General features: G+C 69.7%; 22 protein-coding genes. 8 read left to right on the forward strand and 14 right to left on the reverse strand.

The annotated features are described in order from the left end of the window. Positions 1-25: 25 nt before the first annotated feature. Positions 26-457, reverse strand: a complete 432-nt coding sequence (locus tag ACQ754_RS07365) for a universal stress protein (RefSeq protein ID WP_440996357.1) — start codon at positions 455-457, stop codon at positions 26-28. 286 nt (positions 458-743) lie between these two features. Here ACQ754_RS07365 and ACQ754_RS07370 point away from each other — a divergent pair, with 286 nt between their 5' ends. Continuing rightward, the gene (locus ACQ754_RS07370) at positions 744-2,006 is read left to right on the forward strand and encodes a cation:proton antiporter (protein ID WP_440996358.1); all 1,263 of its coding nucleotides are present in this window, start codon (positions 744-746) and stop codon (positions 2,004-2,006) included. Here the strand turns inward: ACQ754_RS07370 and ACQ754_RS07375 are convergent. Beyond that, the gene (locus ACQ754_RS07375; RefSeq protein ID WP_440996359.1) at positions 1,949-3,034 is read right to left on the reverse strand and encodes a dihydrodipicolinate synthase family protein; all 1,086 of its coding nucleotides are present in this window, start codon (positions 3,032-3,034) and stop codon (positions 1,949-1,951) included. The genes ACQ754_RS07370 and ACQ754_RS07375 overlap by 58 nt on opposite strands. 83 nt (positions 3,035-3,117) lie before the next feature. On the opposite strand from ACQ754_RS07375, the gene ACQ754_RS07380 reads away from it, so the two are divergent. After that, positions 3,118-4,047: a hypothetical protein gene (locus ACQ754_RS07380; protein WP_440996360.1), complete on the forward strand. Its 930-nt coding sequence runs from the start codon at positions 3,118-3,120 to the stop codon at positions 4,045-4,047. On the opposite strand, the gene ACQ754_RS07385 is transcribed toward ACQ754_RS07380, so the two are convergent. Together ACQ754_RS07385 and ectA are read right to left on the reverse strand one after the other, a co-directional pair. Beyond that, on the reverse strand, positions 4,044-5,282 hold the full coding sequence (locus ACQ754_RS07385) for a Glu/Leu/Phe/Val family dehydrogenase (RefSeq protein ID WP_440996361.1): 1,239 nt from the start codon (positions 5,280-5,282) through the stop codon (positions 4,044-4,046). The genes ACQ754_RS07380 and ACQ754_RS07385 overlap by 4 nt on opposite strands. Before the next feature lie 63 nt (positions 5,283-5,345). Beyond that, positions 5,346-5,864 (reverse strand): diaminobutyrate acetyltransferase, encoded by a 519-nt coding sequence (gene ectA / locus ACQ754_RS07390; protein ID WP_440996362.1) that lies wholly within the window; start codon positions 5,862-5,864, stop codon positions 5,346-5,348. A gap of 125 nt (positions 5,865-5,989) precedes the next feature. Between ectA and ACQ754_RS07395 the strand changes: the two genes are divergently transcribed. Further along, positions 5,990-6,691, forward strand: coding sequence for a hypothetical protein (locus tag ACQ754_RS07395; protein ID WP_440996363.1), 702 nt, complete (start codon positions 5,990-5,992; stop codon positions 6,689-6,691). Between the two features lie 6 nt (positions 6,692-6,697). Here ACQ754_RS07395 and ACQ754_RS07400 read toward each other — a convergent pair whose 3' ends face one another. Both ACQ754_RS07400 and ACQ754_RS07405 read right to left on the reverse strand, forming a co-directional pair. Further along, complete coding sequence (locus tag ACQ754_RS07400) at positions 6,698-6,985, reverse strand: DUF6763 family protein (RefSeq protein ID WP_440996364.1); 288 nt, start codon at positions 6,983-6,985, stop codon at positions 6,698-6,700. 110 nt (positions 6,986-7,095) lie between these two features. Further along, complete coding sequence (locus tag ACQ754_RS07405; protein WP_440996365.1) at positions 7,096-8,130, reverse strand: NADP(H)-dependent aldo-keto reductase; 1,035 nt, start codon at positions 8,128-8,130, stop codon at positions 7,096-7,098. 136 nt (positions 8,131-8,266) lie between these two features. Here ACQ754_RS07405 and cobU point away from each other — a divergent pair, with 136 nt between their 5' ends. The 4 genes from cobU to cobS are packed head-to-tail and all read left to right on the forward strand — an operon-like array spanning position 8,267 to position 11,164. Next, a complete protein-coding gene (cobU, locus tag ACQ754_RS07410) occupies positions 8,267-8,779 on the forward strand; it encodes a bifunctional adenosylcobinamide kinase/adenosylcobinamide-phosphate guanylyltransferase (RefSeq protein ID WP_440996366.1) in 513 nt (170 codons plus the stop codon). After that, positions 8,776-9,828, forward strand: a complete 1,053-nt coding sequence (cobT, locus tag ACQ754_RS07415; RefSeq protein ID WP_440996367.1) for a nicotinate-nucleotide--dimethylbenzimidazole phosphoribosyltransferase — start codon at positions 8,776-8,778, stop codon at positions 9,826-9,828. The genes cobU and cobT overlap by 4 nt, the downstream gene beginning before the upstream one ends. Next, positions 9,816-10,439 carry a histidine phosphatase family protein gene (locus ACQ754_RS07420; protein WP_440996368.1) on the forward strand — a complete coding sequence of 208 codons (624 nt, stop codon included), beginning with the start codon at positions 9,816-9,818 and terminating at the stop codon, positions 10,437-10,439. Before cobT ends, ACQ754_RS07420 begins: the two co-directional genes overlap by 13 nt. Then, positions 10,436-11,164, forward strand: coding sequence for an adenosylcobinamide-GDP ribazoletransferase (cobS, locus tag ACQ754_RS07425; protein WP_440996369.1), 729 nt, complete (start codon positions 10,436-10,438; stop codon positions 11,162-11,164). The genes ACQ754_RS07420 and cobS overlap by 4 nt, the downstream gene beginning before the upstream one ends. Positions 11,165-11,167: 3 nt before the next feature. Here the strand turns inward: cobS and ACQ754_RS07430 are convergent, their stop codons facing one another. From ACQ754_RS07430 to folB, 4 genes are read right to left on the reverse strand one after another with little or no spacing between them, the layout of a single operon-like run. Then, positions 11,168-11,965: an undecaprenyl-diphosphate phosphatase gene (locus ACQ754_RS07430; protein WP_440996370.1), complete on the reverse strand. Its 798-nt coding sequence runs from the start codon at positions 11,963-11,965 to the stop codon at positions 11,168-11,170. Positions 11,966-11,969: 4 nt separating this feature from the next. After that, on the reverse strand, positions 11,970-13,169 hold the full coding sequence (locus tag ACQ754_RS07435) for a class I SAM-dependent methyltransferase (protein WP_440996371.1): 1,200 nt from the start codon (positions 13,167-13,169) through the stop codon (positions 11,970-11,972). Next, the gene (gene folK / locus ACQ754_RS07440) at positions 13,166-13,663 is read right to left on the reverse strand and encodes a 2-amino-4-hydroxy-6-hydroxymethyldihydropteridine diphosphokinase (RefSeq protein WP_440996372.1); all 498 of its coding nucleotides are present in this window, start codon (positions 13,661-13,663) and stop codon (positions 13,166-13,168) included. Before folK ends, ACQ754_RS07435 begins: the two co-directional genes overlap by 4 nt. Beyond that, complete coding sequence (gene folB, locus ACQ754_RS07445; RefSeq protein WP_440996373.1) at positions 13,660-14,022, reverse strand: dihydroneopterin aldolase; 363 nt, start codon at positions 14,020-14,022, stop codon at positions 13,660-13,662. The genes folK and folB overlap by 4 nt, the downstream gene beginning before the upstream one ends. Before the next feature lie 131 nt (positions 14,023-14,153). Here folB and plsY point away from each other — a divergent pair, with 131 nt between their 5' ends. Then, entirely contained in the window at positions 14,154-14,738 is a 585-nt protein-coding gene (plsY, locus tag ACQ754_RS07450; RefSeq protein ID WP_440996374.1) for a glycerol-3-phosphate 1-O-acyltransferase PlsY, read from the forward strand. Here the strand turns inward: plsY and ACQ754_RS07455 are convergent, their stop codons facing one another. The 4 genes from ACQ754_RS07455 to gltB all read right to left on the reverse strand — a co-directional run bounded on the left by ACQ754_RS07455 (position 14,739) and on the right by gltB (position 22,379). Next, positions 14,739-15,176 (reverse strand): NUDIX domain-containing protein, encoded by a 438-nt coding sequence (locus ACQ754_RS07455; protein ID WP_440996375.1) that lies wholly within the window; start codon positions 15,174-15,176, stop codon positions 14,739-14,741. A 28-nt stretch (positions 15,177-15,204) separates the two neighbouring features. Further along, on the reverse strand, positions 15,205-16,272 hold the full coding sequence (gene hemE / locus ACQ754_RS07460) for a uroporphyrinogen decarboxylase (protein ID WP_440996376.1): 1,068 nt from the start codon (positions 16,270-16,272) through the stop codon (positions 15,205-15,207). 176 nt (positions 16,273-16,448) lie between these two features. Next, positions 16,449-17,855 carry an FAD-dependent oxidoreductase gene (locus tag ACQ754_RS07465; protein WP_440996377.1) on the reverse strand — a complete coding sequence of 469 codons (1,407 nt, stop codon included), beginning with the start codon at positions 17,853-17,855 and terminating at the stop codon, positions 16,449-16,451. A 57-nt stretch (positions 17,856-17,912) separates the two neighbouring features. Further along, positions 17,913-22,379, reverse strand: a complete 4,467-nt coding sequence (gltB, locus tag ACQ754_RS07470) for a glutamate synthase large subunit (protein WP_440996378.1) — start codon at positions 22,377-22,379, stop codon at positions 17,913-17,915. Between the last annotated feature and the right edge of the window lie 156 nt (positions 22,380-22,535).

Here is a 22,535-nt window from a genome sequence, read left to right on the forward strand (position 1 = left end):
GGTGTTGTGCCTCAGTGCGGCAGCCCTAGCCCTGTTCGGCAGGTGGCCTCACCAGGAACACCGAGACCTCGGTGTGGGTGGCGATCTTACCGCCGTGGGCCGGCATGACGGCGTCGAGATGACGCGGCAGGTGGGTCGCCATGACCACCAGGTCCGCCCCCACGTCCTCGATGGCCTCCAGGAGTACATCGTCGAGGTCGGCGACGGGATCCGGCGAGGTGATCACCCGGGCGCTGGCCTTCTGCCCATGCACCTGCCCCTGCTCTTGGGCAAAGGCGTCGAGCTTTTGCTGGTACTCCTCGGGGGTGCGGGCCACCGTGCCGGGCGTGGTGGCGGTCACCCCCACGTAGCAGACCTCGGCGCCGTAGTGGCGGGCGAGATCCGCCGCGGTGGTCAGCGCCGGCTGAATGGCGTTCACATGCGCCAAGTCCACCGGCACCATGATCTTTCGGTACATGAATCCTCTCCTTGTCGACTGCGTGCTCGGATCATGGAGACGTGTCGCCGTCCGGCGTCACTGACCCTAGTATGGTAGACGAGATATCAATCGCCTACCGATAGCATTCCAGTATCCGTGCGGCAAGGTGCTGTGTCCGTTTCCGTTTGCGGGGCTTGCAGCGTCCGGGCCCACGTCGCGGGCTGACGACGGTCGCCGGGGGCAGGGCAGCAGCCACGCGCTGCAGTGGTGAGTGCCTTGCCTTCGGGATAGGCTGGCTGCCCGTCGTCGCAGACGAGGCCGGATCATGGAATCCGCTCCCGCCTTCCTATTCATCGGTCTGCTGTTCCTGGCCATGGGCCTGACCCGGTGGCTGTTCGAGCGCCTGCCGATCACCACGGCGATGGTGTACCTGGGCATCGGCTTCGTTGCGGGCCCCACCCTGCTCGGCGCCTATCACTTCAATCCCCTCAAGCAGTCGGAGGTCCTGGAGCTTGTCACCGAGCTGGCGGTGCTGCTGTCGCTGTACACCGCCGGTGTGAAAATGCCGGGTCCTTTCAGCCCGTGGCGCTGGCGGAATACGGTGATGCTGGCCACGGTGGCGCTCGGGGTGACCATCGCGGTGATGGCGGCCTTCGGCAACCTCGTGCTAGGTCTGCCACTGGGCGCCGCCGTGGTGCTGGGCGCCATCCTTGCCCCAACGGACCCGGTACTGGCTACCGACGTGCAGGTGCGCCACCCCGGCGACCGGGACCGGTTGCGGCTGGCGCTCACCTCGGAGGCGGGCCTCAACGACGGCACCGCCTTTCCCTTCTTCCTTCTGGGGATGGGGTTGCTGGGCCTGCACCCGCTGGGCGAGGCCGGCCTAGGCTGGCTGGTGCGGGACGTGCTTTGGGCCAGTGCCGCGGGTGTGGCTATCGGTGTCTCAGCCGGCGTGGTGCTTGGTCATGTCGCTGCGTACCTCCGGCGCTCCCGGCCGGGGGTCGCGCTGATGGATGACTTCCTGGGCCTGGGGCTCATCGGCGCGGTCTACGGTGTCTGTGTGCTGGTGGATGCCTACGGTTTCCTGGCCGTGTTTGCCGCGGCCGTGGCCCTGCGACGGACCGAGCTTCGAGCCTCGGCCTCGGCGGGTGCGCGGGTCACCGACTCTTCACTGCTGTTCAAGGAGCAGCTGGAACGACTCAGCGAGGTGGTGGTGATCCTGCTGGTCGGCGGCACGCTGTTCCTGGATTCCTGGAGCTGGCGGGCCGTGGCTACCGCGGCGTTCCTCTTCCTGGTGGCGCGTCCGTTGGGCGTGTGGGTGGGGCTGCTCGGCAGCCGGTCCCCGCGGCGGATGCGCTGGATGAGCGCCTGGTTCGGGGTGCGTGGCATCGGTTCGCTGTACTATCTGATGTATGCGATCAATCACGGCGTCGAGGAGTCGCTGGCCCTGGAGCTGATCCACGTCACCCTGATCGTGGTCACGATGTCGATCCTCGTCCACGGCATCAGCGTCAAGCCCATGCTCAGTCGCTACTGGCGGCCCTCACGGCCGCCGCCGGTGTCGGCAAGCGCCCGCAGCTCGCCATGAAAGGGCCCGTCGCCCATCAGGTCCAGGCTGCGGGCGATGCGGACCCGGTCCTCGGCGCGGGGCAGAGCCTCCAGGGCGGTGAGTATCCGGGCCGCCTGGCCGGCCTCCACCGTGCCGATGAGGGGCTGGCCCAGTCCCATGATGTACTTGGCCCGCTGTAGGTCCGGGAAGTGGCGCGGGTCGTCCTGCATGGCCCGGAACAGCCGGGTCACTGCCTCCAGTGCTCGCTGCACCTCCCGCCAATCCCCCGCGGCTGCTGCGGACAGGATGTGGAGGTACTGTTCCAGGGCGAAGGACATGGCACCGGAGGTGATCCCGGCGCGTGGGCGGCCCGCCGGATCATGGCCAGGCCCGTCCTGCAGGGCCTGCGCCAGATGCGGGTCCCAGCCCTGGACGATCTTGAGGCGCTGCAGCCGGGGATCGGCCAGGAAGCGCGCGGTGCTGGCGGCGTAGTCCACTTCTGTGACCTTGACCGCGACGATGTGCCCACCGCCGGGCCCCGCCAGCACACGGGCGGTGGCCTCCGGCGACAGGGGCAATCCGCTGACATCGGAGATGGAGTACAAGCCCACCGCCAGCCCGCGATCCGCGGCGGCCGCCACCAATGGTGCCAGCGAGGCCGCCACCCGGGCACCATCGGCGTCGGGGGGCAGATCGGTGCCGGGGCGCAGGAAGACCACCGGATAGCCCTGTCCCGCGACCTGATCCATCAGCCGTGTGTTGGCGGCCTCGCCGTCCTCGGGACGGAGCAGGGCCATGGGGACAGCCTCCCCAATGTGGGCCGACGCGGCGCATTCGAACCATTCGGTGAGCTCCTCGACGGTGCGTAGGTGCCCCTGGCCGGTGGACGAGGCGATGAGCAACCCTTCGACGCCCCGCTCCGCGAGCCGCTCAAGGAATGCCCGCATCCGCTCCGGGTCCAGGTGGCGCCGCGGCAATTCCCCGCGGGTGGCGTCGAAGCAGGCCACGGTGGCGTGGGGAAAGCGCCCCACCGGGTCCGCGATGAGCTCGGCGCTGGTCCGTGGCATGGGCGTACCTCGCGTATCGGCCATTCCACGCCTATGCTAGACGTTGACCGTTGCCGTGACGATCTCACCGTGGGGGATATGCCATGCAGGGCCTGGAGGAAGCACTGGAAGCGCTGGGACTTCCCGAACGGGATGGCTATGCGTTGACGCCCTCGGGCCAGGCGTTCCCGGACGGCGGTCACTACCGTATCGAGATCTCCGGGGTGGAACGCGTCTCCGCGCTGCGGACATTGACCGCCGAATCGGCCCGTGAGGGCGTGCCGGTCCACCGAATCATTGCCACTGTCGGCGGGGCCACCTATCTGACGCGCTCCGAGCTGGAGGAATTCGCCGTCCTCGCCCGGGAGGCTCGAATCGAGGTGGTGATGACCCTGGGGCCCCGGCGGGGCTGGGATACCGGCCGCCAGATCACCACGGCGGAGGGCCTGGTTTCCGGGATGCGACTCCGGGGCATGGACGGGGTCCGCCAGTGGCTGGCGGACCTGGAGCGCTGCCTGGAGGCGGGGTTCCGCGGCTTCCTGGTGGCCGACGAGGGTCTGCTGTGGCTGCTCGACGAGCTCCGCAGCCGCTCGGTGATCCCGCCCGAGACCATCTTCAAGCTCTCCGTGTTCGCGGGCCAGGCCAATCCCGCCGGCGCCCGCGTGGCGGAGCGTCTCGGCGCTGATACCTTCAACCCGCTGGCGGACCTCACGGTGCCCATGCTTGCCGCCGTACGCCAGAGCATCTCTATACCCATGGATGTATACATGTGCCTGGTCAACGCCATGGGCGGGTTTGTGCGCTTCCACGAGGCCGCCGAGATCGCTCGCGTGGCCTCGCCGTGCTACTTCAAGTTCGAGCCGGGGCCCTCGGAGGCCGAGATCTACGCCCCCTGGAATCCTCCCGAGTATCATGACCGCATGATCCGAGAGCGGGTGCGCAACGCGGCGGTGACCATGGAGCTGATCGCCCGCTCGGACCCGTCGATCCGCTGCTCGCCGGCGGGCGGCGAGGACCTCCATATCCCCCGCTAGCACCACCCCCGCAGGTGGATTGCCTCTTCCACACGCTTGAGGGCATTGATCCACGCGCCCAGCCGTACCGAGCGCAGGTCATGGCCGTGGGCGGTGTGCAATGCCGCTTGGTAGGCATCGAGCAGGCGCTTGCGGCGCAGGCCATTGATGGTGTCCGCATCCCAGTAATCGTCGTACAGGCCCTGGGTGCGTTCCATCTGGCAGACGTGGACGCTGCCGCTGTTGGCGATGATGTCGGGCACGATGCGCACGCCACGCTCGAGGAGGATCTCCTCGCCCTCCAGGGTGGTGGGGCCGTTGGCCGCCTCCACCAGTAGTCCGGCCTGAATCGCGGCGGCGTTGTCGGCGGTGATCACGCCCTGCACGGCGGCGGGGATGAGGATGTCGCAGGCGCCCGTGAGCAGCGCCGCGTTGCTGAGCGGCTCCGCGCCGGGGAAGCCGGTGACGGTACCGTTGGCGGTCGCGTGTTCGCGGACGGCAGGGATATCGAGGCCGTCCCCGCGGTGTATGGCGCCACGGCTGTCGGAGACCGTCACCACCCGGCAGCCCGCTTCGTGGAGCATCGCCGCGACGACCGCGCCCACCTGCCCGAGGCCCTGCACCGCCGCAGTGGTGTCGTCCAGGTCGCGGCCCATGTCGTCCACCGCCTTCGCCGTCGCGTCGAAGACGCCCCGGCCCGTGGCCTCGGCCCCGCCCAGGGAGCCGCCGAGGATCGCGGGCTTGTCGTTGATCGCCGCGGGGTAGTGCCCGCCGGTGATCTGTTCGTACTCGTCGAGCATCCAGGCCATGGTCCGGGCGTTGGTGCCTATGTCGGCGCCGGGCACGTCCAGGGCGGGTCCCGCCGGGCGAAGGAAACGGATATACGCCCGGCACAGCCGTTCGTATTCGCGTTCGCTGAGCTGCCGCGGGTCAGCGACGATGCCGCCCTTGCCGCCGCCGGCAGGGATATGGCCGGCGGCATGCTTGACGGTCATCAGCAGCCCCAGGGCCTTCACTTCCCCCGCCGTGACGTGGGGGGCGATCCGGGTGCCGTCCCGGCACGGGCCGAGGGCATCGTTGTGGCGTACCCGGTAGGCCTCGAAGATACGGCGGCGCCCGTCGTCCATCTTCAACGGGATGCGAAAGGAGAGCACCTTCAACGGGCCCGACAGCAGCTCGACCACCGCGGGGTCGATGCCGCCGTGTTCGCCGGCGCGCCGCAGCAGGGCGTTGGCCTGCTCGAGGAAGTCATACATGCTTGCCGCTCCGTTGCCGGGAAATCGCGGGGCCGTGCCCCACCGGGCCGACCCGCATGCCGCTCACCCCCGGGGTGGCGAGCTCAGCGGGGCGATGCGAAACAGGTACTCGGCCTCGTGGCCGGCCCCGCCGAAGTGCTCCGCGGTGAAGTACTCATGCTCGCTCATCTGCGCCCCCTCCGCCTCGGCCACGGCCGCGAACAGCGCCCGGGAGGCGGTGTTGGAGCGGGTGATGGTGGTGTTCAGCTCGGTCACGCCGCGGCAGCTGTCCCGGGAGAGGATGGACTGGATCATCCGTCGCCCCAGGCCATGACCGCGCCCGCCGGCGGCGACGCCTACCTGCCACAGGAAATAGATGGACGGATCCCGCGGCATGCGGTAGCCGGTGACGAAGCCCACCAGCCGGCCGCCTTTCTCCGCGACGATGCAGGTGTCCGCGAAATGGGTGCACTGCAGGAGGTTGCAGTAGACCGAGTTCTCGTCGAGGGGCTTGCATTCCCGTACCAGCGCATGCAACGGCGCACCGTCCTCCGCAGTGGGCTGGCGCAAGGTGATCTCCTGGGAGTCCGTGGTGGTGCTCATGGCTCTCCATCCGGCGCTGCGGTTCGCCTTCAGAGTAGTCCCCGGCTCGGGGCCGCGGCAAGCAAGGGCTGTCGAGGCGGGCCATGGCGGGTACCCTGTGCCGCAAGTCACGCAGGGGGCAGGCCATGCAGCGATCACCGAGCCCGCGGATCGACCGCGCCACCCGCATCCACTGGACGGTGCTGGCCATCGTCCAGCTCATCATGCTGGTGGAGCTCGGCGTTGCCGTCGCCGAGGGCCACTGGGGCACGGCGCTGCTAGTGGCCGCCATCATGGGGGTCACCCTGGTGCCCGCGCGGCTGGGCCGCCGGTTCCGTGTCCACGTCCCGGCGGAGCTGCAGCTGCTGACGGTGCTGTTCATCTTCGCCGCGCTGTTCCTCGGTGAGATCCACAGCTACTATGAGCGTATCTGGTGGTGGGACATCGCCCTGCATGCGGGCTCCGGCCTGCTGTTGGGGATCCTGGGCTTCCTGCTCGTCTACGTGCTCAACGAGAGCGAGCGGGTGGGCATGCACCTGCACCCGCGCTTTGTCGCACTGTTCGCGTTCCTGTTCGCAGTGGCCGTGGGTACGCTCTGGGAGATCTTCGAGTTTGCGATGGACCAGCTCGCCGGTACACGAATGCAAAAGCCTATGCTGGGCGACCCCTCGGGGCTGACCGACACCATGTGGGACCTCATCGTCGATACCCTTGGGGCTCTCGCCATCAGTGTGTTCGGCTGGTGGTACATGAGCCACGGGAGGAAGTCGTTCCTGGAGGCGTGGATCCAGGCATTCATCGAGCGCAATCCGCGGCTGTTCCGGCGTGGCCGCAACCGCGCCGGATGAGGCGGTTCAGAGCTCGGGGTCGTCCAGCGGGCTGTTCAGGGAATGGGCGGAGAGGATGTCGTCCAGGCCCGAATCCTCGCGGCTGACGTCCATGGAGCCGGACCAGTCCTCGGGGGGCTCGATGGGGCTGGCATGGATCTCATGCCAGCTGTCGAGATCCAGCTCTTCCACGGCCCCGTCGAAGTACTGGATCTCCACGCTCTGATCGTCGGGGTCGTAGGCCACTACCTCAAAGGTGTCACCGCCCGCCGCCATGTACCAGTCGCCGATGACCGGTTCGCCGCCCATCGCCATTTCCGACCTCCCCACCTCCGCGAGGTGCACTCGTCGAAATGCTCGCCCCACGTATAGGAAGCCCGCCGTCGCTGTGCAACGGCGGCCTGACGGGCGGCAGATCCGCGGCGTCACGGGCAGGGATTGGAGTTATCGTGATGGATGGCCTCGATCCCCGTGAGCACCTCGTCGGAGAGGTCGAGCTCTTCGCTGGCGAGGTTCGTCTCCAGCTGCGCCAGGGAGGTGGCGCCGACGATGTTGCTGGTGAGGAACGGCCGCGAGCTCACGTAGGCGAGCGCCATCTGCGCGGGGTCCAGTCCGTGCTCCCGGGCCAGGGCCACGTAGCGCGCGGTCACCGATTCGCCGGGCTCGCCCAGGTAGCGCTGGAAGTGGCTATAGCGCGTCAGTCGGGCACCCTCCGGCCGGGCGCCGTCCAGGTACTTGCCCGTCAGGGCGCCGAAGGCCAGCGGTGAGTAGGCCAGCAGGCCGGGCCCCTCGCGGTGGGCGATCTCGGCCAGCCCCACCTCGAAGGTGCGATTGAGCAGGTTATAGGGGTTCTGCACCGAGACCACCCTGGGCAGGTCGTACTTCTCCGCCAGGCGCAGGAAGCTCATCACGCCCCAGGGGGTCTCGTTGGACACGCCCACATAGCGGACCTTGCCCTCGTCGACCAGACCGGCGAGGGCGCGCAGGGTCTCCTCGATGGCGGGGTCCCGATCCTCGCTGGGGTATTCGTAGCCGAGCCGGCCGAAGTAGTTGCTCCGCCGTCGGGGCCAGTGCAGCTGGTAGAGGTCCACGTAGTCGGTGCCCAGCCGCCGTAGGCTCCCTTCCAGGGCCTCGCGCAGCCCCCCGGCGTCGTAGCTCGGTGCCCCGTCGCGGATGTACTTGATCCCGGGGCCCGAACACTTGGTGGCAATGAAGAAGCGATCGCGGGGTGCGCCGGCGGCGAAGTAGCTGCCGATGTAGCGCTCGGTGGTCCCCCAGGTGTCCTCGTGGCTGGGCACGGGGTACATCTCGGCGGTGTCCAGGAAGTCGATCCCGCGCTCGTGGGCGAGGTCCATCTGGGCGTGGGCCTGCGCCTCCGTGTTCTGGTGGCCCCAGGTCATGGTGCCGAGGCACAGGCGACTGACGGTAACGCCGGTACGTCCGAGTGGGCGTTTCTCCATGCTGACTCTCTTTCTTCCGGATGGCTGTTAAACGCCCAAGTATGCGTCGCCCGGGATCGCCGGTCCAAGGGGACCCTGGTAACCGCGGCCACCGGTGCCGTATCCTCGCCGCTCTCCAGGGTTGCGGGAGCGGACGGTGCACACGCTGGTCCTCGGCGCCATCAAGTCGGGCAAGAGCCGCTATGCGGAGACGCTGGCGGCGGCCACCGGTGACGAGGTGGTCTACCTCGCCACCGCGGATCCCGGCGATGCCGGCATGCGCGAGCGCATCGCCCGGCACCGAGCCCGCCGGCCCGCCCACTGGTACACCCGGGAGACCGGGGAATCCCTGGCCGCCGCCATCGACGCCGAGGCCGCCGCCGGGCGCTGCCTGATCGTCGATTGCCTGACCCTGTGGCTGGTGCGTTTCCTCGAGCGGCCGGACGCCTGGGCGGCGGAGCGGAGCGCCTTGTTGGAGCTCCTTCCGGCGTTGCCCGGCAGTGTGGTGATGGTGAGCAACGAGGTGGGCGGTGGGGTCATCCCCGCCGATCCCATCTCCCGATGGTTCGTGGACGAGGGCGGGCGTCTGCATCAGGCGCTTGCCGCGTGCTGTCAGCGAGTGGTGTTGGTGACCGCCGGGCTGCCGCTGACGCTGAAGGACGACTTATGAGCGTTGTCATCCCGCCACCGGATCGTGATGCGATGGAACGCGCCGCCGCCCGTCAGGCGGAGCTGACCAAGCCGCCGGGTGCGCTGGGCCGGCTGGAGTCGCTCGCGGTACGCCTGGCCGGCCTGCAGGGACGTATCTGCCCGGTACTCGACGACGTCCGCATCCTCGTGTTTGCCGCGGATCACGGTGTCGTGACCCGCGGGGTGTCTGCCTTCCCGGCGGAGGTGACGGTACAGATGGTGGCGAATTTCGCCGCCGGCGGTGCCGCGGTCAGCGTGCTCGCCCGGGAGCTGGGAGCGGCGCTGGAGGTGGTGGACGTTGGCACTGCCACCGACTACGCGGTGCCGGCCGGCGTGCGGCTGCGCCGGGCGGGCAGGGGCACCGATGATTTCACCGTCGGTGCGGCCATGGACGAGGCCGCGTTCGCCGCGGCAGACGAGGCCGGTCGGGAGGTCGCGGCGGAGGCGGCCGCCGGCGGGACACGGCTGCTCATCGGCGGCGAGATGGGGATCGCCAACACCACCGCGGCGACGGCGGTGGCCTGCGCATTGCTCGGCGCGGAGCCGGGGGCGCTCACCGGTCCCGGGACCGGCCTGGACGCCACTGGTCGGGCCCACAAGGCAGCGGTGATCCGCCAGGGGCTGGAGCGCCATGGTGCTGCGCTGTCGGGCGCGGACGAGGCCCTGCGGCGCCTCGGCGGCTTCGAGATCGTGGCCCTGGCGGCGGCCATGGAGCAGGCCGCCGCGGAGGGCGTGCCCACCCTGGTGGACGGTTTCATCACCAGCGTCGCGGCCCTTGCGGCGGTGCGCCGCCAACCGGATCTCGCCCCGTGGCTGCTGTTCGCCCACCGCTCCGCGGAGCCTGGCCATGGTGCGGTCCTCGAAGCGCTGGGCGGGGAGCCGCTGCTGGATCTCGGCATGCGACTTGGCGAGGGCAGCGGGGCGGCGGTGGCGGTGCCGCTGTTGCGCCTGGCTTGTGCGTTGCATGGCGGCATGGCCACCTTTGCCGAGGCGGCGGTGGCGGCTGGGGAGGCGGGATGCAGCGGATAGAAACCCAAGATGCGCGTTTCGTTGACCTGATCCGCCACGGCATGCCCGTGGGCGGCCAGCGCTACCGTGGCCATCGTGACGACCCCCTCTCGGAGCAGGGCTGGCGGCAGATGTGGGCGGCCGTCGGTGACGCCGCCCCCTGGGACCTGGTGGTCACCTCGCCGCTCACGCGCTGCCGGGCCTTCGCCGAGTCGCTCGCGGCCCGCCATGCCATCCGGTTGGTCGTGGAGCCCCGCTTCGCCGAGATCTCTTTCGGGGAATGGGAGGGGCGCACGGTCACCGAGATCCTGGCCCAGAGCCCGGAGCAGCTGAGTGGGTATTGGGCGGACCCGGTGGCGGGTACACCGCCGGGCGGGGAGTCCCTGGAGGCCTTCCGCGGGCGTCTGCTGGCCGGCTGGGAGGCGCTGCTTGCCCGCGATTGCCGCCGTGCCCTGCTGGTGGGCCATGGCGGCCTGATCCGGGTGCTCACCGCCGCGCTGCTGGATATGCCCCTTGCCGCGGCCCTGCGCCTGGAGGTGCCCAATGCCGCGCTCACCCGCTTTCGCGTGCAGTCGGATATCAACGGCCGAGTGAGCCCGAGCCTGGTCTACCACGCCCGGGAGCGATTATGAGCATGCCGCTGCGCATCGCCTTCGTCTTCCTTACGCGGTTGCCGGTGGCCGTGGGTGACGTGGACGCCGCCGCCGTGGGGCGTTCGCTGGCCTGGTACCCGGTGGTCGGCCTGGCGATCGGCGGCGCGGCCGCCGCAGTGGTGGGTGTCGCCTGGGATACGCCGGTGCTCGCGGCCGCCCTGGCGGTGGCGGTGCTGGCGGGGCTCTCCGGCGCGCTGCACCTGGATGGGTTGGCCGATACCGCGGATGCCTGGGTGGGTGGCCTCGGTGACCGGGCGCGGACCCTGGCGATCATGAAGGACCCCTACTGCGGACCGGTGGGGGTGGTGGCCATTGGTACCGTGCTCATGGTGGAGCTGGCGGCGCTGGCCAGCCTGGTGGAGGCCGGGCACTGGCTGCCGGTGGTTGTCGCCGGGGTGCTCAGTCGGGCGGTGGCACCGCTGCTGTTCCTGACCACCCCCTATGTACGCCGGGAGGGCCTGGGTGCGGCGCTCGCCCGGCATATCGACGTCACCGGCGTCCGGCTGGCTCTGGGCGCGGCCCTGGCGGTGAGCCTGCTCGCCGGATGGAAGGGCCTGTTCGCCGTGGCGGTGGCGCTGGTGCTCGTCTACGCGCTGCGGGCGGCGTTCCTGCGGCGCCTCGGCGGCATCACCGGGGATACCGTCGGCGCGGCCATGGTGCTCACCGAGGCCCTGACACTGGTGGTCATGGCGCTGGTTTCCTGAGCGCTAGAGGAAGAGCGCCAGCAGCACCGCACCGAGCGCCAGGCGGTAGGCGACGAACGGGGTCATGCCGACGCGCGCGAGCAACGCCAGGAACGCGCCGATACAGGCATAGGCGGCTAGCGCGGAGCTGAGCGTGCCGATGGCGAGTGCCCCCCAGTGTACCGGGGCGTCACCGGTGATGAGACCCAGCGCCTTCCAGCCCCCCGCCAAGGCGATGGTGGGGATGGACAGCAGGAACGAGAACCGTGCCGCGGCGGTGGGTGCCAGGCCGAGGGCGAGGCCGGCGGTCATGGTGACGCCGGAGCGGGAGGTACCCGGGATCACCGCCAGGCACTGGGCGAGGCCGATGAGCAATGCCGCTCCGGCACCGATGGCATGCTCTTGGGCGCGCCCGCGGCCGAAGCGCCAGGCGAGCCACAGGGGGACCGCGAAGACGAGGTTGGCCCCGGCGATCACCAGCGGCCCTCGGAGCAGGGTCTCGGTGGCCTCGTCCAGGAGCAGGCCCACCGTGATCACCGGCAGGGTGGCCAGCAGGATCATGGCACCGAGTCGGCCCTCGCCCTGGAGCCGGCGTTGGTGCAGGCTCCCCAGGGTGTCCGCAGCCAGGGTGACCAGGGTGGTGCGGAAGTAGGCGAGCACCGCGACTAGCGTGCCCACGTGAACGGCCACGTCGAAGGCGAGGCCTTGGTCGGGCCAGCCGGTCAGCACCGGCACCAGGATCAGATGGGCGGAGCTGGAGACCGGGAGGAACTCGGTGAGTCCCTGGACGATGCCGAGGCAGAGGGCCTGCAGCCAGTCCATGCCCTCAGTTCGGCCCGGCCGGGCCCAGGCCGAGCCGGCCACCCTGCTCCGCGATGCGGAAGCCGGACAGTGCGCTGTCCATACCCCGGCCGGCGGCGAGGACCTTGAAGCGCTCGCCCATGCCGGCGGGCATCATCAGGGTCTTGGCCTGTTGGGCCAGAATGGCCCCGCTCTCCGCATCGGCGGCCATCTCCGCCTCCAGCAGCGCCGGCAGCCCGGCACCGAGCAGGAAGTGGGCCTGGGTGGTGAAGCCGAGCAGATCCAGGCCCGTATCCATGGCGGCCCGGCCCACCGCGGTGAAGTCCACCGAGGCGGTGATGTCCTGCAGGCCGGGATACCACAGGGCGTCGTCATGGGCGCGGTGGCGATAGTGGCATAGCAGCGTGCCCATGGAGCGCTGGGGGTGATAGTACTCCCGGCGCGGGTAGCCGTAGTCGATGAGCAGGGCCGTACCCCGGTCCAGGCAGCCCGATAGCGCGGCCATCCAACCCCCGACACCGGGACAGTACTCGCTGGTGTAGCCTTCGGGCAGTGGTGCGCCGAGGTCCGCCTCTATGGCCTGGACGGCGCGGCGCAGGGTCTCGTCGGCGGCGATCAGGGTGTATTCCAGGGTACCGCCACGGTGGGTGACGCCGAGCTCCCAGGGTCCATCCGAACCGGTCTGGAACCGTCGCACCGGCATGGCATCCAGGACCTCGTTGGCCAGTATCACCCCGTTGAAGGGGTTACCGGGAAGGCCGTCGAGCCATTCCACCCGGCGGTATACGTCCGCCGGCAGGGCCTTGGCCAGGGCAGTGGCCTGCTCGGCACGCAGCGTGGCGCTGACCTCGAGTATGCGGTAGCGCTCCGGCAGGCGTCCCAGCGCTGCGAGCTCGGTGAGGAGATCGGCGGCCATGCGTCCGGTGCCGGCGCCGAATTCCAGGATATCCCCGCCGGTCACCGCCAGCACCTCGGAACATTGGTGTGCCAGGGTGCGGGAGAACAACGCCGAGGTCAGCGGTGCGGTGGTGTAGTCGCCGCCGGCCCCGAAGCGCGCCTGCCCTGCGCTGTAGTAGCCGAGGCCCGGCTCGTAGAGCGCCATGGCCATGAACCGGTCGAAACCGATCGCCCCGCCGGCCTCCTCGATGGCGGCGACGATGCGTCGGACCAGCGCCTCACTGTGGGCCCGGGCATCCGGATCGGGGAGCGGTGGTCCCTCGCTCACAGGGCGTTCTCGAGCTCGACCCGGCGCATGGGCTGATCATCGGCTTCGAATTCCGCCCACAGCGAGGCGAAGCTCCGTCCGAGCTCCGGGTGGTGCCGCTCGCCGGCGAGCTCCGCCAGCGGCCGCAGTACGAAGGCGTAGCGCAGGATCTCGTCGCGGGGCAGATGGATGCGCCCGTTGTGGTAGGGGGCGTCGCCCCAGAGCAGCAGGTCCAGGTCCAGGGTCCGCGCGCCGCAACGGCCCTCACCCTGGCCGCGCCGGCCGTGATCGTGCTCGATGGTCTTGAGCGCGACGGTCAGTGCCTCGGGATCGAGCTCGGTGTCGACGCCCACCACGAGATTGAGGAAGTCGTCGCCCTCGAAGCCCAGCGCCGTGGTCTCATAGATGGGAGAGACGTGGAGGGTGCCGAAGCGCTCGCGCAATGCCGCCAGCGCCGAACGCACCTTGCGTTCCCGGTCGATGTTGCTGCCGATGCTGATGTAGGCGCGCGTCATGGGGTGGCGACCTCGCCGCGTTCAATGCAGACACCGACGGAGCGCGCGCCGGCCACCGCCCCGGGCTTGTGCAGGGTCAGCCGCAGCCAGCGTACCGGGAAGTGCTCCCGCAGGTGTGCCGCCAGGTCCTCCGCCAGGGCCTCTAGCAGGCGGTAGTCCGTGGTGGCGGCCCGCTCGCACAGGCACTCCGCCACGGCGGAGTAGCTCACGGCGTCCTCCAGGGCGTCGCTGGCCGCGGCCGCCCGGGTGTCCGTCCCCAGCTCCAAGTCCAGGCGCAGGCGTTGCTGCAGTTGCCGTTCCCATTCCCACGCGCCGATGCGGGCGCGCAGCTCTAGGCCTTCGATGAATACACGGTCCATGGCGGTGGTCCTGCGATGGGTGGCGCTATCATACCGGGGCGGGGTGGCGGCTGACCAACCGCGGGCGCGACGGCCGCTTGCCCGCCGGCGCCGTGCTTGACCCGGGGGCGTCGGGGGGCTGGAATGGCGCCATGATCGAATGGGCATGGATCGTTGTCGCCTATCTCCTGGGTTCGGTGTCCTCGGCCATCGTGGTCTGTCGCCTGGCGGGGCTGCCGGATCCCCGCGGCAAGGGTTCCGGCAATCCCGGCGCCACCAACGTGCTCCGCGTCGGCGGGCGGCTGCCGGCGGCGCTGACCCTGGCGGGGGATTTCCTCAAGGGGGCGATCCCGGTCTGGCTTGCCCTCGGGATCGGGATCGGCCCCGCCGTTGTTGGCGCCAGCGGTTTCGCCGCCTTCCTCGGCCACCTCTATCCGGTGTTCTTCGGTTTCCGGGGTGGCAAGGGGGTGGCTACCGGCCTCGGTGTCCTGCTCGGCTGGTCGCCTCTGGCCCTGGCGGCCACGGTGGCGACCTGGTTGCTGGTGGCGGCGCTGTTCCGAATCTCGTCGCTGGCGGCCCTAGTGGCCTTCCTGCTGGCCCCGCTGTATGTCGGTGTGCTCACCGGGATGCCCGCCCTGGCGCTGGCCACCGCGGCGATGACCGTGCTGGTGTGGTGGCGCCACCGGGGTAATATCCGGCGCATCGTCGCCGGCGAGGAGGCGCGGATCGGCGGCTGATCAGCCCGCGCCTTCGTCCCCGGCATGTTCGGGGTCGATACGCCGGCGCAGCCAGCGCAGGAGCCGGCGGACCCGCGGCGACGCCAGCCGGAAGGCCTCATCGAAGCCGACCCACCGGTATTCGTGATGCTCCGGGCGCCCGAGCTCCGGGTTGATGCCCATGGTGACACGTTTCTCCGGCGTCTCGGCGATGTAGTAGCGGGCCACCTTGCCCCGGGCGTAGGGGCCGGTCTCGAAGTAGTCCTCGCCCCAGCGGAAATCCAGCTCCGTGATCCCCGTCTCCTCCGCCACCTCGCGCCTTGCGCCCTCCAAGGGCGTCTCGCCGGCCTCGACCTTGCCCTTGGGGAAGTCCCAGTACTGATAGGCGCGCAGCAGCAACAGCCGCCATTCGCCGCCCTCGCGGCGCACCACGGCCACGCCGGCGGAGAGTACCCGCACGCCACCGCGCCTGCGTTGGGCGTGTTCCCTACTGGCCATGATAGGCCGGGCTGAGCTCGTGGACCGCATCGACCATGGCGGCGACATGCGCCGGGGGGATCTCCGGGTGCACCCCATGGCCGAGGTTGAAGACGTGTCCGGATCCGGAGCCGTACTCCGCGAGCACCCGGGCGACCTGCTCGCGGACGACGGCGGGGCGGGCATAGAGGACGCTGGGATCCAGGTTGCCCTGCAGGGCCACGCGATGGCCCACCCGCCGCCGGGCCTCTTCCAGGTCCACGGTCCAGTCCAGCCCGAGGCCGTCGGCACCGGATTCCGCCATCGCCTCCAGCCACAGCCCGCCGCCCTTGGTGAAGAACACCACCGGCACCCGCCGGCCCTCGCGCTCGCGAACCAGGCCATCGATGACGCGGCGGGCGTAGGTGAGGGAGAACTCCCGGTAGGCGTCATGGGCCAAGGCCCCGCCCCAGGTGTCGAAGATCATCAGCGCCTGGGCGCCGGCGGCACTCTGGGCGTTGAGATAGTCGGTGACCGCGTCCGCGGTGCGGGCGAGCAGCCGGTGCAGGGCCGCGGGTTCATCGTAGGCCAGCGCCTTGATGTGGCGGAAATCCCGGCTGGAGCCCCCCTCCACCATGTAGGTGGCCAGCGTCCAGGGGCTGCCGCTGAAGCCGATCAAGGGCACTCGCCCGGCGAGTTCCCGGCGGACCAGGCGTATGGCATCGGTGACATAGGCGAGCTCGGTGCCCACGTCGGGGGCGGGCAGGGCGTCGATGGCCTGCACGTCGCGCAGCGGGCGCTCGAAGCGTGGCCCCTCGCCGGGCTCGAAGTACAGGCCCAGCCCCATGGCATCGGGCACGGTGAGGATGTCGGAGAACAGGATGGCCGCGTCCAGGGGGAAGCGCTCCAGCGGCTGCAGCGTCACCTCGCAGGCACGTTCCGGGTCCTGGCACAGGGCCATGAAGCTGCCGGCGCGCTCGCGCACCCGGCGGTACTCCGGCAGGTAACGCCCCGCCTGGCGCATGATCCAGACGGGAGTGCGGTCCACCGGCTCACGGGCGAGGGCGCGGAGCAGTCTGTCGTTGTGGAGCTCGCTCACGGTGGTGTTCCGGCCAGCTGAATGACGCGCCGCAGTGTAGCACGGCCCGATTGGTTTCCTGTCGGGCCCCCCGGCACGGGAGAGGCTGTGAATACGTCCGTGTACGCTCGTCGCCGGCCATCCCTGGCCGCCGACGCTCCCGTACCGGGGATGCCCGACGGAAACCCGCCCGTGGCTCAGACGCCGAGGTAGGCGAGGATGCCCTTGGCCGCCTCGCGGCCCTCCCACACGGCGGTGACCACCAGGTCGGAGCCGCGCACCATGTCGCCGCCGGCAAAGACCCGGGGATTGCCGGTCTGGTAGGGACAGCGCCCGTCCTTGTCCACCACCACCCGGTCGCGATCATCCACGTGGATGCCGTGCTCGGTGAACCAGTCCGCCGGGTCCGGCCGGAAGCCGAAGGCGATGAGCACGCGGTCGGCCGGGATGACCTCCTCGGTGCCGGGGACCGGCTCGGGACGCCGGCGGCCGCGTTCGTCCGGGGCGCCGAGCTGTGTCTCGATGACCTTGACGCCCTCCACCCGGCCGTCCCCGACGACCTCCACGGGCTGGCGGTTCCAGCGGAACTGCACGCCCTCCTCCTTGGCGTTATAGACCTCGCGGCGCGAGCCGGGCATGTTGGATTCGTCGCGGCGGTAGGCGCAGGTAACGCTCTTCGCGCCCTGGCGCAGGGAGGTGCGGTTGCAGTCCATGGCGGTGTCGCCGCCGCCGAGCACGACCACACGCTTGCCGCGCATGTCGATGTACTCGGAGCGGTCCCGCTCGAAGCCCATGAGACGGTTAATGTTGGAGACCAGGAAGGGCAGGGCCTCGTAGACGCCGTCCTTGTCTTCGCCGGGGAAGCCGCCGCGCATGGAATTGTAGGTGCCCATGCCTAGGAAGACGGCGTCGAACTCCGCCTCCAGCTGCTCGTAGGTGATGTCCCGGCCGATCTCCACGCCGAGCCGGAACTCCACGCCCATGCCCTCCATGACCTGGCGGCGGGTGGCGATGACCTCCTTCTCCAGCTTGAAGGGCGGGATGCCGAAGGTGAGCAAGCCGCCGATCTCCGGGTATCGGTCGAAGACCACCGCGTCGACGCCGTTGCGCACCAGGATGTCCGCGGCGCCCAGGCCGGCGGGCCCGGCCCCCACCACGGCCACCCGCTTGCCGGTCTTCACCACGCCGGACATGTCCGGGCGCCAGCCCTGCTTGAAGGCCTCGTCGGTGATGTAGCGCTCCACCGAGCCAATGGTCACCGCGCCGAAACCGTCATTGAGGGTGCAGGCGCCCTCGCAGAGACGGTCCTGGGGGCAGACCCGGCCGCAAACCTCGGGGAGGGTGTTGGTCTTGTGGGAGAGCTCCGCGGCCTCGAAGAGGTTGCCTTCGGCGACCAGCTTCAGCCAGTTGGGGATGTAGTTGTGGACCGGGCACTTCCACTCGCAGTAGGGGTTGCCGCACTCGACGCAGCGGTCCGCCTGGGCGGCGGCGGTTTCGCTGTCGAAGTTGCCGTAGATCTCCTTGAACTCGACCTTGCGCACGGCGGCGGGCTTCTTGTCCGGATCCTGCCGCGGCACCTCGATGAACTGAAAATTGTTACCCATAGCTCGCTTCGCTTCGGGGGCACGGGGCGACGACCCCACACCCGGGTTATCGATGGCTCAGGCGGCCTGGCGCAGGGTGTCCAGCACCTCGTGGATGTCCGCCGCCTTGGGCTTGACCAGCCAGAACCGTCCCACGTAGTCGCGGAAGTTCTCGAGGACCTCCCGGCCCCATGCCGAGCCGGTCTCGTCGACGTAGTCCTCGATCATCTCGCGAAGGTAGTGGCGGTGGGCCTCCATGGCCTCCGAGCGGATCCGGTGGATATCGATGAGCTCGTGGTTGTAGCGGTCCACGAAGCGGTTTTCGAGATCCAGCACGAAGGCGAAGCCACCGGTCATGCCGGCACCGAAGTTCAATCCTGTGGTCCCGAGCACGCACACCACGCCGCCGGTCATGTACTCGCAGCCGTGATCGCCGATGCCCTCGACCACCGCATGGGCGCCGGAGTTGCGCACCGCGAAGCGCTCGCCGGCGGTGCCGGCGGCGAACAGCCGGCCACCGGTGGCGCCGTAGAGGCAGGTGTTGCCGATGATGGCGGTTTCCTGGCTGGCGAAGGTACTGCCCTGCGGCGGGTGGATGACCAGCTTGCCGCCGGCCATACCCTTGCCCACGTAGTCATTGGCATCGCCGGCGAGGTGCATATGCAGCCCGGCGGCGTTCCACACGCCGAAACTCTGGCCGGCGGTGCCGGTGAGCCGCAACACCAACGGCTCGCCGGGTAGGCCGTCGTTGCCGTAGCGCCGGGCGATCTCCCCGGACAGCCGGGCCCCGATGGAGCGGTCGTTGTTGCGCACGTTGTATTCGAGCTCGGTGCCGCGGCCGGACTCGATGGCCGGCAGGGCGTCGTGGACCATCCGCTCGGCGAGCTCGCCCTTGTCGAAGGGGTCGTTGCTCGGGCTCATGCAGTGCTGTGGCTTGTCGGCGCCGATCCCGCCGTCCGAGAGGATGGGCGAGAGGTCGAGCCGACCCTGGCGTTCGGTCTCGGGCTCGCGCTGCTCGAGGAGATCCAGCCGGCCGATGAGCGCCTCGAGCGAGGGCACGCCGAGGCTGGCGAGGAGCTCGCGGACCTCCATGGCGACGAAAGTGAAGTAGTTGGCGATGCGCTCCGGTGTGCCCACGAAATGCTTGAGCCGTAGCACCTTCTGCTGGGTCGCCACCCCTGTCGGGCAGTTGTTGAGGTGACAGATGCGCAGGTACTTACAGCCCATGGCGACCATCGGGGCGGTGCCGAAGCCGAAGCTCTCGGCGCCGAGGATGGCCGCCTTGATCACGTCTAGGCCGGTCTTTAGCCCGCCGTCGGTCTGCAACCGGACCTTGTCGCGCAGGTCGTTGGCACGCAGCGTTTGATGGGTCTCGGTCAGCCCCAGCTCCCAGGGTGTGCCGGCGTACTTCACCGAGGTCAGCGGGCTCGCCCCGGTGCCACCGTCGTAGCCGGCGATGGTGATGAGGTCGGCATAGGCCTTGGCCACGCCGGCGGCCACGGTGCCCACACCGGGCTCGGCGACCAACTTCACCGAAACCAGGGCCCGCGGGTTGACCTGCTTCAAGTCGAAGATCAGCTGCGCGAGATCCTCGATGGAATAGATGTCATGGTGGGGCGGCGGCGAGATCAGGGCCACTCCCGGCTTGGAGTAGCGCAGCCGCGCGATCATATGGTTGACCTTGTGCCCGGGCAGTTGGCCCCCCTCGCCGGGCTTGGCGCCCTGGGCCACCTTGATCTGCAGCACCTCGGCATTGACCAGGTAGTGCGGGGTCACGCCGAAGCGGCCCGAGGCCACCTGCTTGATCTTCGACATCCGCTCGGTGCCGTAGCGGGCCGGGTCCTCGCCGCCCTCGCCGGAGTTGGAGCGCCCGCCGAGGCGGTTCATGGCGATGGCCAGTGCCTCGTGGGCCTCCGGCGAGAGCGCGCCCAGGGACATGCCCGCGGAATCGAAGCGCTTGAGGATCTCGGTGAGCGGCTCCACCTCCTCCACGGGGATGGCTTCAGTGCCCGGTTTGAGGCGGAACAGGTCGCGGAAGGTGGCCATCGAACGAGTGTTCACCGTCTCGGAGAACTCCCGGTAGCGATCGTACTCGCCGGTGTAGACCGCCTCCTGGAGGGTACGGACCACGTCCGGGTTGAAGGCGTGGTACTCGCCGCCGTGGACGTACTTCAATAGCCCGCCCTGATCGAGGGGCTGGCTGCGCCGCCAGGCCCGCTCGTGCAGCGCCCGCTGGTCCGCCTCCAGGTCGGCGAAGCCGGCGCCCTGCACCCGGCTGATGCTGCCCGGGAAGCAGCGGTCCACCACCTCGTCGGCGAAGCCCACGATCTCGAAGAGCTGCGCCCCGCGATAGCTGGTGACGGTGGAGATCCCCATCTTGGAGAGGATCTTGTACAGGCCCTTGTTCACGCCCTTGCGGTAGTTACGCAGCAGCTCGGCCAGCGGCGTGCCCTGGAGCTGGCCGGAGTGGGCCATATCCTGGATGACCTCGTAGGCCATGTACGGGTAGACGGCGGTGGCGCCGTAGCCGATGAGCACCGCGCACTCGTGGGAGTTGCGGGCGGTGCCGGTGGCCGTCACGAGGTTGGCGTCACAGCGCAGACCCCGGTGAACCAAGTGGTGATGCACTGCCCCGGTAGCCAGGAGTCCGTGGACCGGGATGCGCTCGCGGGAGAGCCCGCGGTCGGAGAGCACCAGGACGGTGGTGCCGTCGCGGACCGCGGCCTCGGCCTGCTCGCACAATCGCTCCAGGGCACCGGCGAGGTCCTCGTCCTCGCCGTGGCTGAGCTCCAGGACGATGTGCTGGTACTCCTCGTCGGTTTGCTCGAGCAGCGCGCGGTACTTCTCGTCGGAGAGGATCGGCGAGTCCACCACCAGCCGTCGGGCGTGGGCCTCGGACTCCTCGAAGAGGTTCTTCTCCCGGCCGAAGCAGGTCTCCAGGGACATCACGATCTGCTCGCGCAGCGGATCGATGGCCGGGTTGGTTACCTGGGCGAACTGTTGGCGGAAGCTGTCATAGAGCGGCCGGATCTGCCGGGAGAGCACCGGCATGGGGGTGTCGTCGCCCATCGAGCCGACCGCCTCCTGGCCGCCTTGGGCGAGCACCCGCAGGACCTGATCACGCTCCTCGAAGCTCACCCCGAACTGCTTCTGGTAGACGTCCAGCTCGCCGGCGGCGAGGCCGCGTCGCTCGCCCTGCCCGTTGAGCCGGGACTTGAGGTTGCGGGCGTGCTGCTGCAGCCAGCGCTTGTAGGGCTGGCGCTTCTTCAACCGATCGTCGATATCGTCGGGCAGCAGCAGCTCGCCGGTTTCGGTGTCCGCGGCCAGCATCTCGCCGGGCTTCAGCCGCCCTTTGGCGACCACGTCCTCGGGCGCGTAGTCCCAGACACCCACCTCCGAGGCCAGGGTGATGTGACGGTCGCGGGTGAGTACCCACCGTGCCGGGCGCAGGCCGTTGCGGTCCAGGGCGCAGGCGGCGTGGCGGCCGTCGGTGAGCACGATGCCCGCCGGGCCGTCCCAGGGCTCGATGTGCTGGGAATGGTACTCGTAGAACGCGCGCAGGTCGGCGTCCATGGTGTCCACGTTCTGCCACGCCGGCGGCATCAGTAGCCGCATGGCCCGGAAGATATCCATGCCGCCGGTGAGTAGCACATCCAGCATGTTGTCGAGGCTCGAGGAGTCCGAGCCCTCGAGGTTGACCAGCGGCTGGATGGCCTCGATGTCCGGCAGCAGCGGCGTCTCGAACTTGTACGCCCGGGCAATGGCCCAGTTGCGGTTGCCCTTGATGGTGTTGATCTCGCCGTTATGGGCGAGATACCGGAACGGTTGGGCCAGCCGCCATTGGGGCAGGGTGTTGGTGGAGAAGCGCTGATGGAAGACCACCAGCGCGGTCTCCATGCGCGGGTCCTGGAGGTCGCGGTAGAACTCCGGCAGATAGGCCGGCATCACCAGGCCCTTGTAGGAGAGTACCCGGCCCGAGAGGCTCGGGATATAGAAGTCCGGGTCGTTGCCGATGTCCTTCTCCGCGGCGCGGCGGGCGAAGAACAGCCGTCGTTCGAACTCCAGCTCGTCGATGTCGGCCGGCGCGTTGACGAACAGCTGCTCGATGCGCGGCAGTGTCTCCAGGGCCTGGGTGCCGCAGGCGTCTGGGTCCACCGGCACCTCGCGCCAGCCGGCCACGGCCAGCCCGTGGCCGCTGATCGCCGCCTCCAGGGCCTCGCGGCCGGCGCTGGCGCGGGCGTCATCGTCCCGGGCCAGGAACACGCAGCCGGCGGCGAAGCGCCCTGCCAGCTCCATGCCGGACTCCGCCGCTACGGTCCGCAGGAAGGTCTCGGGGAGCTTCATGAGCAGCCCGCAGCCGTCGCCGGTCTTGCCGTCGGCGGCCACGGCGCCGCGATGGGTCAGGCGGGTGAGCGCGCCAATGGCGGTCTCCACGAGCCAGTGGCTCGCCTCGCCGTCCCTATGCGCGATCAGCCCGAAGCCGCAGTTGTCCTTCTCGAATTCGGGGCGATACAGGGTCGCCTTCTTGAAGTCGTGATGGTTCACGGGATCGCCTCTGGGTGTTGGGGCCGTCGGGGCGACGCTCGCCTGCGAGCTGCCGGTGCCTGGTTCTGGCGGGGCTCGGTGGGGCGTGCGCAACCCCCCGTTGATCTCCGAGCGGTGCCGGCAGCTCGGCGGCCGTCACCGCAACCCGTTTTGCGG

This window comes from Arhodomonas sp. SL1 (assembly GCF_052060015.1).
Taxonomy (GTDB): Bacteria; Pseudomonadota; Gammaproteobacteria; order Nitrococcales; family Nitrococcaceae; genus Arhodomonas.

Coding starts and splice junctions, on each gene's coding strand:
- ACQ754_RS07465 (WP_440996377.1), bottom strand. CDS start 17,855: ATGGGTAACAATTTTCAGTTCATCGAGGTGCCGCGGCAGGATCCGGAC.
- cobS (WP_440996369.1), top strand. CDS start 10,436: ATGAGCATGCCGCTGCGCATCGCCTTCGTCTTCCTTACGCGGTTGCCG.
- ACQ754_RS07395 (WP_440996363.1), top strand. CDS start 5,990: ATGCAGCGATCACCGAGCCCGCGGATCGACCGCGCCACCCGCATCCAC.
- folK (WP_440996372.1), bottom strand. CDS start 13,663: ATGACGCGCGCCTACATCAGCATCGGCAGCAACATCGACCGGGAACGC.
- ACQ754_RS07420 (WP_440996368.1), top strand. CDS start 9,816: ATGCAGCGGATAGAAACCCAAGATGCGCGTTTCGTTGACCTGATCCGC.
- folB (WP_440996373.1), bottom strand. CDS start 14,022: ATGGACCGTGTATTCATCGAAGGCCTAGAGCTGCGCGCCCGCATCGGC.
- ACQ754_RS07430 (WP_440996370.1), bottom strand. CDS start 11,965: ATGGACTGGCTGCAGGCCCTCTGCCTCGGCATCGTCCAGGGACTCACC.
- ectA (WP_440996362.1), bottom strand. CDS start 5,864: ATGAGCACCACCACGGACTCCCAGGAGATCACCTTGCGCCAGCCCACT.
- cobT (WP_440996367.1), top strand. CDS start 8,776: ATGAGCGTTGTCATCCCGCCACCGGATCGTGATGCGATGGAACGCGCC.
- ACQ754_RS07365 (WP_440996357.1), bottom strand. CDS start 457: ATGTACCGAAAGATCATGGTGCCGGTGGACTTGGCGCATGTGAACGCC.
- ACQ754_RS07380 (WP_440996360.1), top strand. CDS start 3,118: ATGCAGGGCCTGGAGGAAGCACTGGAAGCGCTGGGACTTCCCGAACGG.
- ACQ754_RS07375 (WP_440996359.1), bottom strand. CDS start 3,034: ATGCCACGGACCAGCGCCGAGCTCATCGCGGACCCGGTGGGGCGCTTT.
- ACQ754_RS07385 (WP_440996361.1), bottom strand. CDS start 5,282: ATGTATGACTTCCTCGAGCAGGCCAACGCCCTGCTGCGGCGCGCCGGC.
- ACQ754_RS07370 (WP_440996358.1), top strand. CDS start 744: ATGGAATCCGCTCCCGCCTTCCTATTCATCGGTCTGCTGTTCCTGGCC.
- plsY (WP_440996374.1), top strand. CDS start 14,154: ATGATCGAATGGGCATGGATCGTTGTCGCCTATCTCCTGGGTTCGGTG.
- ACQ754_RS07400 (WP_440996364.1), bottom strand. CDS start 6,985: ATGGCGATGGGCGGCGAACCGGTCATCGGCGACTGGTACATGGCGGCG.
- ACQ754_RS07405 (WP_440996365.1), bottom strand. CDS start 8,130: ATGGAGAAACGCCCACTCGGACGTACCGGCGTTACCGTCAGTCGCCTG.